Here is a 17,594-nt window from a genome sequence, read left to right on the forward strand (position 1 = left end):
TCATGCTGGCCCACTTGCCGGGTGATGGCAAGGGGACTATGTTCGTTGCAATTACTGGCTCTCCTGGCCGGACACAACAATAAATCAGGTCCACATGTTGGATCGTGGGAGAAAAGAGTGACCCGCACGGGTGACGATCCGTCCATCGGCGGCACACAAAGCATCGAGCGCGCCATCGCGCTCCTGCTCATGGTCGGCCGCGCGGGCACGGCAGGCGCGCGCCTGTCCGATCTGGTGCTTCAATCCGGCCTCCCCAAGCCGACGGCGCGGCGTGTTCTCTTGGCCCTCGTTCGTTCAGGCCTTCTGGACCAGGACGAGGTATCGCGCCGATATCATATCGGCCCGGAGGCCTTTATCCTAGGCACTCTTGCCTCGGTTCGGTTCGGCATTCATGCCTTATCCCTCGACGGGCTCGCGCGCCTTGCCCAGGAAACCGGCGACACGGTCTTCCTCTCTGTTCCCCGCGACACCTTTGCGGTGTGCCTCCACCGCGAGGAAGGGCCGTTCCCCTTGCGGACCCATGTTCTTCAGGCCGGCGACCGGCATCCCCTCGGCGTCGGAGCGGGAAGCCTCGCGCTTCTCGCCGCTCTCCCGGATGAAGAGGTGCAGCGCATCATCGCCGCCAATGGCGAGGTGCTGGTCCACAATTATTCGGCCTATTCGCCCGAGCGCCTGAGCCAACTGGTCGCCGACACACGCGCCCGCGGCTACGCCTTCAATCCCGGCCTCGTCATGGCCGGCTCCTGGGGCATTGGCGTGGCCGTCATGGGTCCCGATGGCCGGCCGGCCGGAGCACTCTCCATCGCCGCGGTGGAGAGCCGCCTGCCCGAGAGCCGCCATCCCGAGCTCATTCCCCTGTTGAAACGCGAATCGGCCTTGCTGACCCAATCCCTGGCCCATCCGACGGCAGCGCCCCAGGGCACTGCGTCCCGCACATCCCCCCTCCCCCGCGCCGGGCGCTCCGCGCCCCGCCCCCTTCAGAAGGTGAGACCATGACGCGCGCAGCAATCGTGGGCTATGCCCATTCCCCTTTCGGAAAGCTTGAGGATGCCGACACCGAGGCGCTGATGGCGCGCGTGTCCATGGCCGCGCTGGAGCATGCCGGCGTCGAGCCGCAGGATGTAGACGGCATTTATGTGGGCGTCTTCAATGGCGGCTTCCAGAAGCAGGACTTCCAGGGCGCCCTGGTGGCCCTCGCCGACGAGCGTCTCGCCCACACGCCCGCGACTCGGCTGGAAAATGCCTGCGCCACCGGCTCCGCCGCCATCTTCTCGGCCCTGGATTTCGTCGAATCCGGCCGTGGCCGCATCGCGCTGGTGGTGGGCGCCGAGAAGATGACCGCCAAGCCCAATGCGGAGGTCGGCGACATCCTGCTCAACGCCTCCTATCGCAAGGAAGAGGCGGACATCGAAGGTGGCTTTGCCGGCGTGTTCGGCCGCATCGCCCAGACCTATTTCCAGCGCTACGGGGACCGCTCCGAGGAGCTGGCGCAGATCGCCGCCAAGAACCACCGCAACGGCGTCTCCAACCCCTTCGCGCAGATCCGCAAAGACCTCGGCTTCGACTTCTGCAACACGGTTTCGGACAAGAACCCGCTGGTGGCCGGCCCGCTGCGCCGCACCGACTGCTCGCTGGTGTCCGACGGTGCCGCCGCATTGGTGATCGCTGATGCGGAGACCGCCGCCGACATGAAGCGCGCCATCGGCTTCCGTGCCCGCGCCCATCGCAACGACATCCTCCCCCTCTCCCGCCGCGATCCCATCGCATTTGCCGGTGCGCGCCAGGCCTGGGCTCAGGCGCTGGAGCAATCCGGCCTTGGCCTCGACGACCTCTCGCTGGTGGAGACCCACGACTGCTTCACCATCGCCGAGATGCTGGAATACGAGGCCATGGGCCTCGCCAAGCCCGGCGAGGGCTACAAGGTGGTGCGCGAGGGCATCACCCAGAAGGACGGCCGCCTGCCGGTCAATGTCTCGGGCGGCCTGAAGGCCAAGGGCCATCCCATCGGCGCCACGGGCGTCTCCATGCATGTGCTCAGCGCCATGCAGCTCATGGGTGAGGCGGGTGACATGCAGGTGAAGGATGCCGCCATCGCCGGCGTCTTCAACATGGGCGGGGCGGCGGTCGCCAATTACGTCTCCATCCTGGAGCGCCAGAAGTGAGCGGCGCGTCTGCTCCCAAGGGCGGTCTTGTGCCCTGCTCCAAGCGGGTCATGAACCTTGCCCATGTCCTGCGCCAGGCGGCCCGCCGCTTCCCGCAGGAGATCGGCTTCGTCCACGGTTCATCCGAGACCACCTGGGCGCAAATGGACGCCCGGGTGGACGCCATGGCCGCAGCGCTTGTGAAGCGCGGCATCGGCAAGGGCGATCGCATCCTGGTGCAGTCCAAGAACTGCCTGGAGATGTTTGAATCCATGTTCGCCGCGTTCCGGATCGGCGCGGTGTGGGTGCCCACCAATTTCCGCCAGACCCCGGACGAGGTGGCCTATCTGGCGCAGGCGTCCGGCGCCATCGCCATGATCTGCCATGGCGATTTTCCCGAGCATGTGAAGGTTGCCCGCGCCCAGTCGCCCGCCATCGGCTTTGTCATCGGCATCGGCTCAACCGATTTCGGCGACGAGTACAATGCCCTCGTCGCCGCCCATATGGGCGAGAAGGTGCCGGTGGCGGATGTGGAGCATGACGATCCCTGCTGGTTCTTCTTCACGTCGGGCACCACCGGGCGGCCGAAGGCGGCGGTGCTGACCCATGGCCAGATGGGCTTCGTCATCACAAACCATCTGTGCGACCTGATGCCCGGCACCACCCATGAGGATGCCTCCCTTGTGGTGGCCCCCCTCTCCCACGGCGCGGGCGTGCACCAGCTCTGCCAGGTGGCACGGGCGGTCAAGACCATCCTCCTGCCCTCGGAGAAGTTCGACGTGGCGGAAGCCTGGCGGCTTGTGGAGCACTGGCGGGTGACGAACCTCTTCACCGTGCCCACCATCACCAAACTGCTGGCCGAGCATCCCTCCGTGGACAGCTACGACCATTCCTCGCTGCGCTATGTCATCTATGCCGGCGCGCCCATGTATCGCGAGGATCAGAAGCGCGCCCTGGCCAAGCTCGGCAAGGTGCTGGTGCAGTATTTCGGCCTGGGCGAGGTCACCGGCAACATCACGGTCCTGCCCCCTGCTTTGCACGAGCCGGATGATGGACCCCATGTGAAGGTCGGCACCTGCGGCTTCGAACGCACCGGCATGATGGTCCAGATCCAGGACGAGGCCGGACGCGAGGTCGCCCCCTTCGAGACCGGCGAGATCTGCGCGGCGGGCGTCGCGGTGTTTGCGGGCTATTACAACAACCCGGACGCCAATGCGAAGGCCTTCCGCAATGGCTGGTTCCGCACCGGCGACCTCGGGCATATGGACGAACAGGGTTTCGTCTACATCACCGGTCGCGCCTCCGACATGTACATATCCGGCGGCTCCAACGTCTATCCGCGCGAGGTGGAGGAGAAGGCGCTTCAGCATCCAGACCTCGTCGAGGTGGCCATTCTCGGCGTGCCCGACCCCATGTGGGGCGAAGTGGGAGTCGCGGTGTGCGTCGCCCGGCCGGGGACGCAGCTGAGCGAGGCGGACGTCATCGCGTTCTTGGATGGGAAGGTCTCCCGCTACAAGCTGCCGAAGCGCGTGTTCTTCTGGGAGGCGCTGCCCAAATCCGCCTACGGCAAGATCACCAAGAAGATGGTGCGCGAGGAGCTGGAAGCGCGCGGTGCGCTTCCCCTCGAAAAGGCAAGCGAGCCGGCCGCCTGAGCGGCCGCCTTTCGTCCTCAATGAAGGGAGAAGCGCGTGTCCAAGCCTGGCAGCGTGATCGTCACGGGCGGTGCCTCTGGAATCGGGTTTGCGGTGGTCGAGGATCTCCTGAAGGAGGGCTGGCGCGTGGTGGCAGCGGACCTGGCCCCCGGCGCCATTGCGCGCGCCCGCGAAGCGTTCGCGGACTATGGTGACCAGGTGCGCTGCATGGAGGTGGACATCTCCGAGGAGACCGCCGTCGCCGATCTGGTCGCCACCACCGATGAGGCGTGCGGTCCGCTCTGGGGCGTGGTGAATTGCGCCGGCATCGCCAGGGACGTGCCCGCGCTCGAAACCTCGGCGGAGATGTTTCGCAAGATCCTGGACGTGAACCTGGTCGGCACCTTCCTGATGGCGCGCGAGGCGGCCAAGATCATGAAGGGGCATGGCGGCGGCTCCATCGTCAACATCGCCTCGGTGTCCGGCATGCGCGGCAATATGGGGCGCGCCGCCTATGGCTCGTCCAAGGGCGGAGTGCTGACGCTGACCAAGATCCTGGCGGTGGAATTCGCCACCTATGGCATCCGCGTCAACGGCGTCGCCCCCGGCCCCATTGAGACGCCCTTGGTGAAGGAATTGCACACCATGGAAGCCCGCGAGGCCTGGATCCGCACCGTGCCGCTGCGCCGCTACGCCCAGCCCCGCGAAGTATGCGGCGCCATCTCCTTTCTGTTGGACGAGACCAAGTCGTCCTTCGTCACCGGAGAGACCATTTGCGTGGATGGCGGCTTCACCTCGGGGGGCCTTCTCGGCAACGGGTGAAGCTGGGGACGGCGAGTCACGGCGCCAGCCCCCCTTCAATTGCGCCGCGCGCACCTCTAAGGTGCCCGCGGTGCCGGCGGTCGGGCTCGGTGATGGCGCAGAACGCACATATGGACGCAGCCCTGACTGCCTTCCTCGCCGGTCGGCTCACCTTCGATCAGCTGGCACGGGAACTGGCCGGCGGCTGCCATGCGCCCGAGGATGTCGATCACCTCGCCCAGCGTCTCCAGCGCTACACGGACGATCGCTATCTTCCCTTTGAAATGGCAGAGACCCTCTTGCGCGAGGTGGGGCGGCTGGTGGCCGAGGGGGCCGGCAGCGCGGACCCGGACGGCAAGGTGCGCAAAAGCGCCGACCAGACGGTGGACACAGCCATCATCTCGGCCCTGGTCGACCGGTTCAAGCCGCTGCGCTCGGGACGGCGGGCGGCGTCCACCGCCAAGCCGGACGAGTTGGACGCCAGTCTGTCCACCTTCCGCAGCCTGCGCTTCCGAAAGGATGCCAAGGCCGCCGCGGCCGGCCAGCGGCGCAGCATCGCCCTGCCCCAGGGTCCCTCGCCGGAGGCCCTCGTCGGCCTGATGCTGCGGGATCGATTCGTACTCGACAAGGAACTGGGACGCGGCGGCATGGGTGTGGTCTTCCGCGCCGTCGACCGGCGGCGACTGGAGGCGGGCGCGCCGGACCCATACGTCGCCATCAAACTGCTCAACGAGGAATTCTCTTCCCATCCCGATGCCCTGCGCACCATGGAAGCGGAGGCGCGGCGCACCCAGCAACTCACCCATCCCACCATCCTTCACGTGCACGATTTCGACCGGGACGGCCGACACGCCTTCATCGTCATGGAGCTTCTGGACGGTGCCGCCCTCGACGCGGTGATCTATGAGAGGCCCCATTTTCCCGGCAGCGGGCTTGCCCGAGACGCCATCCTCCAGATGAGTGCGGGCGTCGCCTTTGCTCATAGCCGCGGGGTCATCCATGCGGACCTGAAGCTCGCAAACCTCTTCCTGTGCAAGGACGGGCGGCTGAAGATCCTGGACTTCGGCATTTCCTCCACCGCCCAGGCGCTCGACTTCGATGCCGCCGCTCTCGGCGCCCTGACGCCCGCTTATGCGAGCCCCGAGCGGTTGCGCAACGATCCGCTGACCCCATCGGACGATGTCTATGCCCTTGGCTGCATCATCCACCTGCTGCTGACCGGCCAACATCCCTTCGACCGCAAGTCCGGCCAGGAGGCACAAGACGAAGGACTGGTGCCGCCGCCCTTGCCCATGCTTGTGCGGCGGGAGGAACGGGCGGTGCAGCGCGCCCTGCGCTTCCACGGCCCCGAGCGGCAGGCCAATGCGGGCGTGTTCCTTGCGGAATATACCGGCGAAGCCTGACCTATCCGCGCGCCGGGGAGATCCGCGCGGCGCCCTCCGACTTGTCGGCAGACTTGCCCCCCGCCTTTTCGGCAAGCTTGCCGCCCGCCTTGTTCGGTTTCGGCGGCGCAATCCAGTGCCGCGCCTGAGCGGCTGCGGCGACTACAAGGCCGGTGCCCGTCACCCACCAAGCGGGCGAAAGGCCGCCGGCGGGATCCAGATTGGCAGCCGCCACCAGCCAGGGATTGATGCCGGTGGCCAGGCCATACCAAGCCACCTCCACCAACGCCGTGAAGCCCCCCGCCGCGAGCGACAGCAGCGCGAAGCCCAGCGGCCCCAGCACCCGCAAGCGCCAGAAGGCCAGCCGATAGCCAAGCAGCAGGGCCAGAAGGCCCGTCATCATCACCGGCTCGGTGACATCCAGCCGTGATTGGATGAAGAAGTGAGCCATGGCCACGATGGCGATGGGATAGACCGTAGCATGCAGTGCGTTCCAGCGCTTGCCACCCATGGCGCGGATGGCGGCGTTGAAGGAGGTGGCGCCCAGCACCATCAGCATCAGGAGAGCCAGGGCGCCGATGGTGAGATAGAAGCGAAGCACGATCTCGCTTGCCACGCGACCCAGGTCCCATCCCTGGTCGGCGGCGTAGAGGACGAGATGCAGGCAGGCATAGCCGAGCGCCGCGAGCCCGATGGTCCGCCGCGCCAGCACAAGCTTTGGCCAGTGAAACAGGCGTCGCACCGGCGTGACGGCGAGGCTCAGGAGCAGGAAACGGATCGCCCACAGGCCGGTGAAGTGGATCGCTTCGGAGACCGGCCGGGCGCCGAAATCCCAAACCGCCACACGCCAGCCGAGCCAGGCGAGGGGCAGGAACACCCCGAGGAAGGAGGCGGTCTTCTCGAAGCTGAGGCGCCCGTTGCGCTCATGGAACAGGGCCGGAGGCAGCAAGGTCATTCAGGTCCATCCGCGGTGGAATATGCCCACCATACGGTGTGCGCAGCGCCGGAATTACGCTCACGCCGCGCACGATGGCGTGAACCGGTCAGACTGCCACGGGCGCCTTGATGGCGGGATAGGGATCGTAATTCTCGAAGCGGATGTCCTCGTAGCGGAAGGCGAAGAGATCGGTCACATCCCCGTTCAGCACCAGTGTGGGCAGGGGACGGGGGGTGCGGGTGAGCTGAAGCTCGGCCTGTTCCACATGGTTCAGATAGAGGTGCGCGTCACCGAGCGTGTGGATGAAGTCGCCCGGCTCCAGACCCGTCACCTGCGCGACCATGTGGGTGAGCAGCGCGTAGGACGCGATGTTGAAGGGAACCCCCAGGAACACGTCGGCGGAGCGCTGGTAGAGCTGGCAGGAGAGCCGCCCCTCGGCCACGTAGAACTGGAACAGGCAATGGCACGGCGGCAAGGCCATGCGGGGCACGTCCGAGGGATTCCAGGCCGTCACGATGAGCCGGCGCGAATCGGGGTTCCGACGGATGTCGCTCACCAATTGGGCGATCTGGTCGATCACACCGCCCTCCGGCGTCGGCCAGGACCGCCACTGATGGCCATAGACAGGCCCCAGTTCGCCGCGCTCGTCGGCCCACTCATCCCAGATGGTGACGCCATTCTCCCGCAGGTAGCGCACATTGGTGTCGCCGGCGAGAAACCACAGCAATTCGTGGACGATGGACTTCAGGTGCAACCGCTTGGTGGTGACCAGAGGGAACCCCTCCGAAAGGTCGAAGCGCATCTGATAGCCAAACAGGGAGCGCGTGCCGGTGCCGGTGCGGTCGCCCTTCACCACGCCTTCATTGAGGAGGCGCTGCAGGAGGTCGAGATAGGTGCGCATGGGCGAGGTCCGGCTTCGGGCGATCAGTCGAGGCGGCACCAAAGCATTCCGGGCGCGCCACGTCGAGTGCCGCCCAGCGCGGAGCCGCCCTCCCCCGTCGGCCCCGGCCGCACCGGGAGAAGGGAGCATCCCGCCAATCTGTCGCGCTTCTGAATTGATGCCGACACGTTCACCACCCAGAATGGCCCATCCTCTCGCGCAGAATCGGCGCTGCGCCCAGCCACCGGAAACCTGATGCCGGGTCTTGCCCACCTTACTGTCTCCTCCTCCAGTTGCCGGGGCGCCGCGCGCACCCGCAACCAGGATGCGTTTCTCGCCGTGCCGCAGGCCGGCGTATTCGCGGTCGCGGACGGCATCGGGGGCCTGCCCAACGGCGATTGGGCCAGTCGCTCCATCGTTCAGGCCCTTGAGGACGAAGCCAGCTCCAGCGGCCTTGCCTTCGACCAGCAGGTGCGTCAGGCGGAAGAGGCGGTGCTGCGCACCAATCGCAGCCTCTATGAGACCGGCTGCCGGGGGGCGCCGCCCTTCACCATGGGGTCCACGATCGCCTTGGCCCTGGTGGGCCACGACCGCGCCACCTGCCTCTGGGCCGGCGATTCGCGAATCTATCTGCACCATGACGGGGCGCTCTACCTCCTGACCACGGACCATGTGGAGAAGATCCCGTTCGGCTCTGCCGGCATCAGCCGGACCGTGCTGACACGGGCGGTCGGCTCGGCGCCCCGGCTGAAGCTCGACCGCGTGACCGTGCCGTTCGCGGCGGGCGATACGCTGCTCCTGTGCTCGGATGGCGTCTTCAACGTGCTTTCGGCGAGCCTGATGCGCGACCTGATTGCCAGCCGTGGCGACGATCTGGCGGATCGGATCGTCAGCGAGGCGCTCGACGCTGGCACGCAGGACGATGCCACGGCCGTCACCGTCTCTGCGCCGGGAGGCACCGCATGACGCGCGACGCCCCCTCGCCGGACGGGCCAACCCGTCGCTCCCGGAAGGGCGATCCGCTCCAGCGCCTCGAGCAGGTGTGTCGGGAGATTGCCCATGGCAATTACAATCACACCGAGGACCTGTTTGCCCTCACCACCGCCGAGGACGCCTCCCCCGTGATCCAACAGCTGGCAGAAGCCTTCGGCTTCATGCTGGTGCAGGTGGAGGCGCGCGAGATGCGCCTGTCCGGGCTGATCGAGGATCTTCGCGCCCTCCAGCGGGAGCTGGAGGCCGCCAACAGCCGCCTCACCCAGGAGAACGCGCAACTCTCCGCCCATGTGCAGAAGCTGCGCATCGACATAGATCGCAAGCAGTTCCGCAAGGAAGTTGGTGAAATCGCCGATACCGACTATTTCCGGGACTTGCAGAGCCGCGCCCGCCTGATGCGGGCCCGCCACAAGGGCGAACCGGACGCCGACACATGACCCGCATCATCTCCACGCACTCCTATCGCGGCGGCACCGGCAAGTCGAACATCACCGCCAACCTTGCCGCGCTGCTCGCGCAGAACGGGCACCGGGTGGGAATCATCGACACCGACATCCACTCCCCCGGCATCCACGTGCTGTTCGGCATCGAGCCGCGCATGGTCACCACCACCCTCAACGACTTCCTGTGGGGACGGTGCGCCGTGGAGGAGGCAACCCTGGACGTGACAGCCCAGGCCATGCCCAAGGGCGCCGCGCCCGCCGGCCAGGTCTTCCTGGTGCCCAGTTCCATGCGGACGGGAGAGATCGCCCGCATCCTGAAGGAAGGCTATCCGGTCGACCTTCTCAATGAGGGCATACAGGGGCTCTGCGAGCGCCTGGAACTGGATTTCCTCCTCATCGACACCCATCCGGGCGTCAATGAGGAGACGTTGCTCTCCATCGCCATTTCCGACTGCCTGCTGCTGGTGCTGCGGCCGGACCACCAGGACTATCAGGGCACGGCCGTGACGCTGGAACTGGCGCGTCGGCTGGAGGTGCCGCAATTGCTGCTGGTTGTGAACAAGGTCCTCTCGGGTGCGGATTTCGGCGGCCTGGCGGACCAGATCACCAATGCCTTCCGCACCCCCGTTGCGACGGTTCTCCCGTTGACGGAGGACCTTGTTCGGCTGGGCAGTGCCGGCGTTCTCGCAGCCTTGGAGCCGCAGGCGCCTTACGTGGAGGGGCTGCGTCACATCCTGCCTTACATCGAGGCCGACAATGACCGCGACCTCGCCCCCACCGGGCGCTGAAGGTGGCAAGCGGTTGGGGGAAGGCAAGGCGGGAAACACGGCGATAGAACCGATACGGGTAAGGGGACCCGTATTGCTCCAAAGCTAGATCGGCAGCGCGAACGGCTTGGGACCCACCTTGACCACTTGGACCACCACCTGAAGGTCGACCACATTGACCTGCAGGTCGTTCACGACGCCCGGCTGCAAGGGAGCGATCGCCCGCCATTGCGCCTGATCCACCGAGCGGAAGGCGGCCATGATCCCGACAAAGACCGCTTCCGTAGGGAGGCTATCCACATACACCTCCGTTCCACCGGGCGGGATGACGAACTCCTTGCGGCTGACGAGGCTCTGGCCGAGTGCCTGTGGCTCCGCATTGAACAGGGTCAGGAAGTCGGTCTGCTGGAACTCCATGTCGGACCGCAGCGCGTAAAGGCGCACGAGGATGGGGAGCGGCTGCCCGGCAGGTCCCCGGTTGGCATCGCCGTCCACAAGGATGCGCATGCCAAGCGTGGTCTGCCGGGGTGCCGGCGCCGCCCCGCACCCTGCGAGCAGCGAGGCCGTCCCAAGCACAAGAACCCGTCGGGACAGCAGTGAAGCGACACCGGGAGGAGCCGCGTGCCGGCGGCACTCTACCATTGCAGACTTGACCTCACGAATTGCACCATGCGCCGGGAGAGGGTCCTGCGCACATCGCAAAGGGCTTACTGGCGCTTAAACCACGCCATCTGTGACAGCGGCGCGACACGGTCGCGCGGAACGCGCGGAAACCCCTTGTGCCTCAAGGTTTTCCTGCCCTCTCAACGACCGACACATTGCTCTTGCTGAAGCGCTTTAAGGTCCCCCGCGGGAGGCGTCCACTCACCTCCCGTGGCCAATGGGTGCCAGCGTTATTCGGGGGCAAAGCATGGCGTCTGTCGATCTCAAGTCCCTGATGGCGCGGCTTGATCCCTTGGCGCGCACGGCGCTTGAGGCGGCGGCTGGCCTTGCCCTCGTGCGCACCCATTACAATGTGGAATTGGAACACTGGCTGCTGAAGCTTGTGGAGGAAGAGCGCTGCGACGTGGCCCTCATCCTGTCGCGCTCGGGTGTGGAGATGGGTCGTCTTTCCGCCGACCTGTCCCGCGCGCTCGACCGACTGCGGGCGGGGAACGGACGCCCCCCCGGCCTGTCGCCCGACGTGGTGGACCTGGTGAAACAGGCTTGGTTTCTCGCCTCCATCGATGCCGGCCTGGTCCAAATCCGCACCGGACATCTCCTCCAGGCGCTCCTTGGAGACGAGCGCCTGGCGCTGCGCGTGGCGGAAATGGCCCCGGCTCTTCGGTCGCTGCCCCCCGAAGTCCTCAAGCGCGACTTCTCCGCGCTGACCGCCGAATCGCGCGAGACAGCCCTCACTTCCCTCTCGGCCCCATCAGGCGAAGCGATGGCCGGACCAGCCGGCACGGACGGCGATCCGCTGGCGCGCTTCACGGTCGACCTGACGGCACAGGCCCGGGACGGGCGAATCGACACCATTCTCGGCCGCGACGGTGAAATCCGGCAGATCGTCGACATCCTGATCCGGCGCCGGCAGAACAATCCCATCCTCACGGGCGACGCCGGCGTGGGCAAGACGGCGGTGGTGGAGGGCTTCGCGCTGCGCATCGCCTCCGGCGACGTGCCTCCCCCCCTGCGCGACGTGACGCTCCGCTCCCTCGACCTCGGCCTGCTCCAGGCAGGCGCGGGCGTGAAGGGCGAGTTCGAGGCCCGCCTGCGCTCGGTCATCGACGCGGTGAAGGCGAGCCCCAATCCTGTGATCCTGTTCATCGACGAGGCGCACACCCTCATCGGCGCCGGCGGAGCAGCGGGTCAGGGGGATGCGGCCAACCTGCTGAAGCCGGCGCTGGCGCGCGGCGAGTTGCGCACCATCGCCGCCACCACCTGGGCCGAGTACAAGAAATATTTCGAGAAAGATGCCGCCCTGGTGCGGCGGTTCCAGGTGGTGAAGGTCGACGAGCCGAGCGAGCCGGTTGCCGCCGCCATGCTGAGGGGCCTCGTGCCGACGCTCGAGCGCTACCACAAGGTGCGGATCCTCGACGAGGCGGTGACCGAGGCCGTGCGCCTCTCCGCCCGCTACATCCCCGCCCGCCAGCTGCCGGACAAGGGGGTCTCCCTGCTGGACACGGCCTGCGCCCGCGTGGCGGTGAGCCAGACCACCATTCCCGCCGCGATCGAGGACCGCGCGCGGCGACTGGATCTCATCGCCGATGAACTCACTCTTCTGGCCCGTGAGGCCGCAACGGGCCACAATCACGCCGCCCGCCAGGGCGCGCTTGGCGACGAAGCGGCGGTTCTGCTGGCCGAGCGCGACGCCCTCACCACCCGGTGGGAGGAGGAGCGCGCGCTGGTCGAGCAATTGTCGGGCCTGCGCAAGGAAATCGAGGCCGCGACGTCCGAAGCGCCCGCCCCCGAGGAGCTCGCGGAAGAGTTTGCCGCCACCAGCGCCGCGCTCGTCGCCCTCCAGGGAGAAGCCCCGCTGGTGCATCCCCTCGTGGACGGACAGGCCATTGCCGAAGTGGTGCAGAACTGGACCGGCGTCCCCGCCGGCCGGATGCGGTCCGACGAGATCCATACGGTCCTCGCCCTCCAGGAGCGCATGGAGGAGCGGATTGTCGGCCAGTCCCACGCCATTGCAGCAGTGGCACAGGCCATCCGCACCTCAAGGGCAGGCCTGACCGATCCGCGCAAACCCCTGGGGGTCTTCCTCATGGTGGGGCCCTCCGGCGTCGGCAAGACCGAAACGGCACTGACACTGGCGGAACTGCTCTATGGCGGGTCGCAGAATCTGACCACCATCAACATGTCCGAATTCAAGGAGGAGCATAAGGTCAGCCTCCTCATGGGCAGCCCGCCTGGCTATGTGGGCTATGGGGAAGGCGGCATCCTCACCGAGGCCGTGCGCCGACGGCCCTATTCGGTGATCCTGCTGGATGAGATGGAAAAGGCCCATCCCGGCGTGCAGGACGTGTTCTTCCAGGTGTTCGACAAGGGCCACATGAAGGACGGCGAAGGCCGCGATGTGGACTTCAAGAACACGATCATCCTGATGACCTCCAATGCCGCGTCGGACCTGATCACCCGGCTATGCGCTGATCCCTTTACGATTCCCGAGCCCCAGGTGCTCGCGGAAGCGCTGCGGCCGGAACTGAGCAAGCATTACAAGGCCGCATTCCTGGGGCGCGTGACGCTGGTGCCCTATTTGCCGCTGAGCGAGGGGGTGATCCGAAGGATTGTGGAGTTGCAGCTCGGCCGCATTGCCCGTCGTGTGAAAGATGCCTACGGCGCGCGCTTTACCTTTGCGCCCGAACTGGTCGAGGCCATCGCCCAACGCTGCACCGAGAGCGCCTCGGGCGCTCGCAACATTGAGAACATCCTTTCCCGCACCCTGCTGCCGGAACTCTCGGCCGGCGTGCTGGAGCGCCTTGCCCGGGGCGAAGGCATTGGCTCCGTTCACGTGGGGCTCGGCGCGGGCGGCTTTACCTACGAGATCGGATGAGGCGCACATGCCCCCTGCTGCCCGGCTCGGCGACAAGGTCCTCCAGAGCGCGCCCCACTGCCATGCGCCCATCCATCCGCCCGCGCCGGTGCCAACCCCGGTGCCCCATCCCGGCATGCCTCTCGCCATCATGAAAGGCTGCCCTACCGTTCTCATCGGAAAGATGCCGGCGGCCCGCATGACCGACACCACCTTGCCTTGCATGCTTGCCGGCTGTGTGCCCGCCGGCCCCGGCATGATCATGAAAGGGTCGGCAACGGTGCTCATCGGAAAGCTGCCGGCAGCACGGGTCGGGGATTCCTCCCTGCATGCCAGTTGTGTTGCTCCCATCCCCAGCCCCAACGGGACCATCCTGCCGCCGGGATGCCCGACCGTGATGATCGGGGGCTGACCGGTGCGGCTTTCCCATTTCGAGGGTCTCAAGCCCATCTGCCCGGCTTGCCGTCAGTCCGGCCGATCAAGGCGCCTTGTGCTGGCCGACGGCGCCATGGTCGCGGATGAAGACGTGAGGGCCGGCGTGCTGGTCTGCCCGGACGCCGCGTGCGGGGCGCGTTATCCCATTGTCGAGGGTGCGCCGATTCTGGTGGCCGATCTTTCCGGATGGCTCTCTGCCAACCTGCACCTGCTGCTGCAAAATGAATTGGACCATGCCGGAGCCGCCGACGTGATCGCGCGCGCCGTCGGCCCGGACTCCGCCTTTGGCGTCGTGCGTCAGCAGGCGTCGAGTTACGGCTACGACCATTATGGCGACCTCGAGCCCCGTCTTTCAGCACCGCAGGCGCAGGCGGGAGGCGTGCGCAGCCTCCTCGCCCAGCTGCTGAAAGACAAGTTGGACATCGCGGGCCCCGCGCTCGACCTCGGCTGCGCGGCCGGTCGAACGGCCTTTGACCTGGCGGATCGCACCAAGGACCTGGTGCTGGGCATCGACCTCAACTGGCCGCTGTTGCGGATTGGGCGCGGTGTTATCGACCACGGCATCGCGCGCTTCCCGTTGCGCCGCATTGGCCTTAGGTACGAGTCCTGCGCGTTCCCGGCCCCCCTCGATCCGAAGGGGCTGGTCGATTTCTGGGTCGCCGATGCATTGAACCTCCCGTTTGCGGACGCCACGTTCGGCCTCGTGGCGGCTCTCAACGTGCTGGATTGCGTCTCCTCGCCCCGCCACGCGCTCCACGAGGCTGAGCGCCTCCTCCTCCCAACCGGCGCCCTTGTTCTCGCGACACCGTTCGACTGGGCAGCCCATGCCACGCCCCAGGCCGAGTGGCACGAAGAGGCCAGTCTCCTCGCCCTGCTCGCGGAGGCCTTTGCGCCCAACGCCTGCCCCTTGCGGCCGGCGTCCTCCCCCATCGACCTCACCTGGAACGTGCGCCTGCATGACCGGGCGCGGATGGATTATCGCTGCCAAGGGATGGTGTGCACGAAAGTGATTTCGAACCCCGCGTAATTCCAGTGTCATGGAATACCGATACCACTCTAAGCGTATTCAATCCGCCCTACCTCGCGAAGAGAATGTCCTGCGTAATTGAAGTATATACAGTGCGTTTTCCATTATTTAACCCGCGCAGTTAATGGCCATTGAAACATAAAATACGCCAGCAGGACCAATACAATTCACGACAAGGGCACCGGCGATGGCCACCGTCAAATCCTATGAACTCGCCGCCTACATGACGATGGTCCACAAGACCATCGCCAAGAAGGCGCAGCAGCTTCATGGGGCCGCCCTCGCCACCCGGCCTGCCGCACAGCTCATTTCCGGTTACAGCCCCATGCGGGGCAAGGTGGATCAGCCCGAGGTGGTCGCTTTCGCTGTGCTCCTCGCCGAACTTTACTCGAAAAAAGAAAAAGGGATTGGACTGAACGAGGCGGAGGCTCTGATCTACGGCCCGCCCGGCAACACACTCGTGGACGCCATCGACAATGTTCGCGAAGCGCTGCAGTCGCGTGTTGTCTATGACACGTCCCTCAAGGCGACCCTCGACTATCTGGAAAATGTCACCGCCGCCAAGGCGGCAGCCGATGCCCTGACCAGGCGCATGAAAGGGGAGCTGAAGAGGCCCAATCCCTGGGCCGTCACGCTCCTGGATGTGCTGTTTGCGGCCAGCCTCCAGGCGGTGCCTTTCGTCGGCCCCATCCTTTCGGCCGCCGTCAAGGACGGGATCGTGTCCGCCGCCGTCAACGCACTCGGCGGGGGCGATCAGGCCGACGCTCGGCAGGCAGCCCAGGCCGATCAGGACATTGGCACCCAAATCGCTGGAAATGTGGTCGGCGATGTTGCCGACCATGTCGGCGCGCGTGTGAGTGCGTCAGCAGATCATGAAGACGCTGATGATGACATCCGCCTGAAATGGTTCGCCACCGGCCTGAACGCGACCTTCATCTATACGCTGATCCAACAAAGCCGCGAGCGATCCGAAAAGAAGAGCCTCCGCGTGATCTCGGATGATGTCGAGTTCATGCGTGAATTTGCCGGGCGCGATACGAACCGCTGGCTTGGCATGTCCCAGAACCCGCAGACAGCCAACGAGTTGGTGGCACGCTTCAGCAATCGGGGGGCCTCCAACGGGGCGGTCCAGCAAGCCGCGAGCCGTGTGGGCACCGAGTTCAAGAGGACCCTCCGGCAGGATGGCGCTACGCTCGAGGCCTATTCGAACTCGATCGCGAGCAAACTCAGTGAATTTCGCAACCTGGTCGACGCGTTCCTGTGCATGAGCGTGTCGCTGGCCCTGGTCGACAGCATCGATAAATTCAAAATTCAGGCGGCAAATCGCGATATCAGCCCGAAAAAATTCGGCCTTCTTCAGAAGTCAAACCAGATCTCTGCGACCGATGAAAACATAAGCGCACTTCTTATTATATCTTACTATTTCATCTCAGAGATAAAGAACAGCAGCCGTCTTGAAAGACTTCGACACACCCAGGGAGGAGAGCCGTTCGCCAAAGCGGTTCACGCCCAGAGGGTTGCCGTCGAGGAGCGAAAGCAAGTCCTCCAGAAGACCGAGAGCCTAGCCAACGCTGCCCGGGATATCGATCAAAGGATCCAGCAGCAACAGGCCGTGGTGCGGGATGCCGCGGAAAAGCTGAAGGGGCTCGGCAGGTTCGATGCCCTGAGGGTCATGCCTGCCATCAAGGCGCAACAGGACAAGCTGGCTGCGCTCCATATGGACAAGGCCGCCGCGGACAAGGCTGCGACGGACCTGCGCACATTGGCTGAAAACCGGCTCAAGACCTTTCAAGTGCTCAACAGCGCGAACCCGGACGCGCCCGCCAACAAGTTCAAGATGCAGGGACTTGGCTCTGACACAGAGTTCTCCTGGCGGCCGAGCACCCTTCAGGCCAGGAATTATGTCGAGCAGCTCAAGCGCGCCACCATGCAGGACATCGGCGCCATCTTTCCCAATCCCAGTTCTCGCGGGTTCGAGGAAGCCATAAAGGCAGTGCTGGCCAGTTCTGTCATCGTCTCCAATGTTCATGCTCAAAGTGCACGCGGCGAAACCATTTCGATCAATAACGGGGCCGTCGCCGCGCTTGGAGAGCCGGGCCTTGATTTCGTTCATTTCTACACGAAGTTCCTGGGTGTTGCGACGAGCAACGACAAGCGCAGGGCGATTGGCCAGTGGAGTGATGGTGCGGTGACGCACCGCTTGCGCTGGCCGAAGGAGTCCACGCTCTCCGCAAAGGCGAGCATCGCCGAGACCGCCACCATGTACAGCTTCGCCGCAACGGTGGTCGCTTACGTGGATCTTGCGGAAGTGGCCATGGGTGTCACGACCTGGTCGACCTACCGGCAGTTCCTGAACTCCGTCATCCGAGAGATCAACGACAAGGCCATTGACCTCAAGAACCAGGACAAGAGCGCCTATGACCGCGCGCGGGCACGCGCGGAAGAGGCTCACAAACAAAACAAAGCTGCAGTGCAGGCAACCCTGGCGCAGGCGGCGGCCGCACAGACAAAAACACAAAATACAAATACCGAAAAGAAAAACGTGTCCACAATATATCAAGATCAACTGATCCGCAATCGCAAGATTTGATTTCTCCAAATCATAATTTCACCAACCTCGAAACAGGCAGCGTCTTGATC

At 65.5% G+C, this 17,594-nt stretch carries 15 protein-coding genes; 12 read left to right on the top strand and 3 right to left on the bottom strand.

What is annotated here, in order from left to right; genetic code table 11:
• Positions 1 to 117 precede the first annotated feature (117 nt).
• The 5 genes from PV781_RS01660 to PV781_RS01680 all read left to right on the top strand — a co-directional run bounded on the left by PV781_RS01660 (position 118) and on the right by PV781_RS01680 (position 5,976).
• Entirely contained in the window at positions 118 to 996 is an 879-nt protein-coding gene (locus PV781_RS01660) for an IclR family transcriptional regulator (protein ID WP_274773886.1), read from the top strand.
• Positions 993 to 2,162, top strand: a complete 1,170-nt coding sequence (locus PV781_RS01665; RefSeq protein WP_274773887.1) for an acetyl-CoA acetyltransferase — start codon at positions 993 to 995, stop codon at positions 2,160 to 2,162. Before PV781_RS01660 ends, PV781_RS01665 begins: the two co-directional genes overlap by 4 nt.
• Positions 2,159 to 3,793 (top strand): acyl-CoA synthetase, encoded by a 1,635-nt coding sequence (locus tag PV781_RS01670; RefSeq protein WP_274773888.1) that lies wholly within the window; start codon positions 2,159 to 2,161, stop codon positions 3,791 to 3,793. Before PV781_RS01665 ends, PV781_RS01670 begins: the two co-directional genes overlap by 4 nt.
• A gap of 36 nt (positions 3,794 to 3,829) precedes the next feature.
• Positions 3,830 to 4,594, top strand: a complete 765-nt coding sequence (locus PV781_RS01675; protein ID WP_274773889.1) for an SDR family NAD(P)-dependent oxidoreductase — start codon at positions 3,830 to 3,832, stop codon at positions 4,592 to 4,594.
• Positions 4,595 to 4,704: 110 nt separating this feature from the next.
• Positions 4,705 to 5,976, top strand: coding sequence for a serine/threonine-protein kinase (locus PV781_RS01680; RefSeq protein WP_274773890.1), 1,272 nt, complete (start codon positions 4,705 to 4,707; stop codon positions 5,974 to 5,976).
• A 1-nt stretch (position 5,977) separates the two neighbouring features.
• On the opposite strand, the gene msrQ is transcribed toward PV781_RS01680, so the two are convergent.
• Entirely contained in the window at positions 5,978 to 6,910 is a 933-nt protein-coding gene (msrQ, locus tag PV781_RS01685; protein ID WP_274773891.1) for a protein-methionine-sulfoxide reductase heme-binding subunit MsrQ, read from the bottom strand.
• An 88-nt stretch (positions 6,911 to 6,998) separates the two neighbouring features.
• Positions 6,999 to 7,793, bottom strand: coding sequence for a thymidylate synthase (locus PV781_RS01690; RefSeq protein WP_274773892.1), 795 nt, complete (start codon positions 7,791 to 7,793; stop codon positions 6,999 to 7,001).
• Positions 7,794 to 8,027: 234 nt separating this feature from the next.
• Between PV781_RS01690 and PV781_RS01695 the strand changes: the two genes are divergently transcribed.
• The 3 genes from PV781_RS01695 to PV781_RS01705 are packed head-to-tail and all read left to right on the top strand — an operon-like array spanning position 8,028 to position 9,996.
• Positions 8,028 to 8,738, top strand: coding sequence for a PP2C family protein-serine/threonine phosphatase (locus tag PV781_RS01695; protein ID WP_274773893.1), 711 nt, complete (start codon positions 8,028 to 8,030; stop codon positions 8,736 to 8,738).
• Entirely contained in the window at positions 8,735 to 9,202 is a 468-nt protein-coding gene (locus tag PV781_RS01700) for a hypothetical protein (protein ID WP_274773894.1), read from the top strand. The genes PV781_RS01695 and PV781_RS01700 overlap by 4 nt, the downstream gene beginning before the upstream one ends.
• Positions 9,199 to 9,996 (top strand): MinD/ParA family ATP-binding protein, encoded by a 798-nt coding sequence (locus PV781_RS01705; RefSeq protein WP_274773895.1) that lies wholly within the window; start codon positions 9,199 to 9,201, stop codon positions 9,994 to 9,996. The genes PV781_RS01700 and PV781_RS01705 overlap by 4 nt, the downstream gene beginning before the upstream one ends.
• Positions 9,997 to 10,080: 84 nt before the next feature.
• Here PV781_RS01705 and tssJ read toward each other — a convergent pair whose 3' ends face one another.
• Positions 10,081 to 10,617 carry a type VI secretion system lipoprotein TssJ gene (gene tssJ, locus PV781_RS01710; RefSeq protein ID WP_274773896.1) on the bottom strand — a complete coding sequence of 179 codons (537 nt, stop codon included), beginning with the start codon at positions 10,615 to 10,617 and terminating at the stop codon, positions 10,081 to 10,083.
• A 268-nt stretch (positions 10,618 to 10,885) separates the two neighbouring features.
• Between tssJ and tssH the strand changes: the two genes are divergently transcribed.
• The 4 genes from tssH to PV781_RS01730 all read left to right on the top strand — a co-directional run bounded on the left by tssH (position 10,886) and on the right by PV781_RS01730 (position 17,544).
• Positions 10,886 to 13,513 (top strand): type VI secretion system ATPase TssH, encoded by a 2,628-nt coding sequence (gene tssH / locus PV781_RS01715; RefSeq protein ID WP_274773897.1) that lies wholly within the window; start codon positions 10,886 to 10,888, stop codon positions 13,511 to 13,513.
• Positions 13,514 to 13,520: 7 nt separating this feature from the next.
• Positions 13,521 to 13,904, top strand: coding sequence for a PAAR domain-containing protein (locus PV781_RS01720; RefSeq protein WP_274773898.1), 384 nt, complete (start codon positions 13,521 to 13,523; stop codon positions 13,902 to 13,904).
• A gap of 78 nt (positions 13,905 to 13,982) precedes the next feature.
• On the top strand, positions 13,983 to 14,954 hold the full coding sequence (locus PV781_RS01725) for a methyltransferase domain-containing protein (protein WP_274773899.1): 972 nt from the start codon (positions 13,983 to 13,985) through the stop codon (positions 14,952 to 14,954).
• A 187-nt stretch (positions 14,955 to 15,141) separates the two neighbouring features.
• Positions 15,142 to 17,544 (top strand): hypothetical protein, encoded by a 2,403-nt coding sequence (locus PV781_RS01730; RefSeq protein ID WP_274773900.1) that lies wholly within the window; start codon positions 15,142 to 15,144, stop codon positions 17,542 to 17,544.
• Positions 17,545 to 17,594 lie beyond the last annotated feature (50 nt).

This window comes from Aquabacter sediminis (assembly GCF_028863665.1).
GTDB lineage: Bacteria > Pseudomonadota > Alphaproteobacteria > Rhizobiales > Xanthobacteraceae > L1I39.

Bases quoted from the DNA above. Each gene is read 5' to 3' on its own strand.
- PV781_RS01665 (WP_274773887.1), top strand. From the start codon at position 993: ATGACGCGCGCAGCAATCGTGGGCTATGCCCATTCCCCTTTCGGAAAG.
- PV781_RS01680 (WP_274773890.1), top strand. From the start codon at position 4,705: ATGGACGCAGCCCTGACTGCCTTCCTCGCCGGTCGGCTCACCTTCGAT.
- msrQ (WP_274773891.1), bottom strand. From the start codon at position 6,910: ATGACCTTGCTGCCTCCGGCCCTGTTCCATGAGCGCAACGGGCGCCTC.
- PV781_RS01690 (WP_274773892.1), bottom strand. From the start codon at position 7,793: ATGCGCACCTATCTCGACCTCCTGCAGCGCCTCCTCAATGAAGGCGTG.
- PV781_RS01695 (WP_274773893.1), top strand. From the start codon at position 8,028: ATGCCGGGTCTTGCCCACCTTACTGTCTCCTCCTCCAGTTGCCGGGGC.
- PV781_RS01700 (WP_274773894.1), top strand. From the start codon at position 8,735: ATGACGCGCGACGCCCCCTCGCCGGACGGGCCAACCCGTCGCTCCCGG.
- PV781_RS01705 (WP_274773895.1), top strand. From the start codon at position 9,199: ATGACCCGCATCATCTCCACGCACTCCTATCGCGGCGGCACCGGCAAG.
- tssJ (WP_274773896.1), bottom strand. From the start codon at position 10,617: ATGGTAGAGTGCCGCCGGCACGCGGCTCCTCCCGGTGTCGCTTCACTG.
- tssH (WP_274773897.1), top strand. From the start codon at position 10,886: ATGGCGTCTGTCGATCTCAAGTCCCTGATGGCGCGGCTTGATCCCTTG.
- PV781_RS01720 (WP_274773898.1), top strand. From the start codon at position 13,521: ATGCCCCCTGCTGCCCGGCTCGGCGACAAGGTCCTCCAGAGCGCGCCC.
- PV781_RS01730 (WP_274773900.1), top strand. From the start codon at position 15,142: ATGGCCACCGTCAAATCCTATGAACTCGCCGCCTACATGACGATGGTC.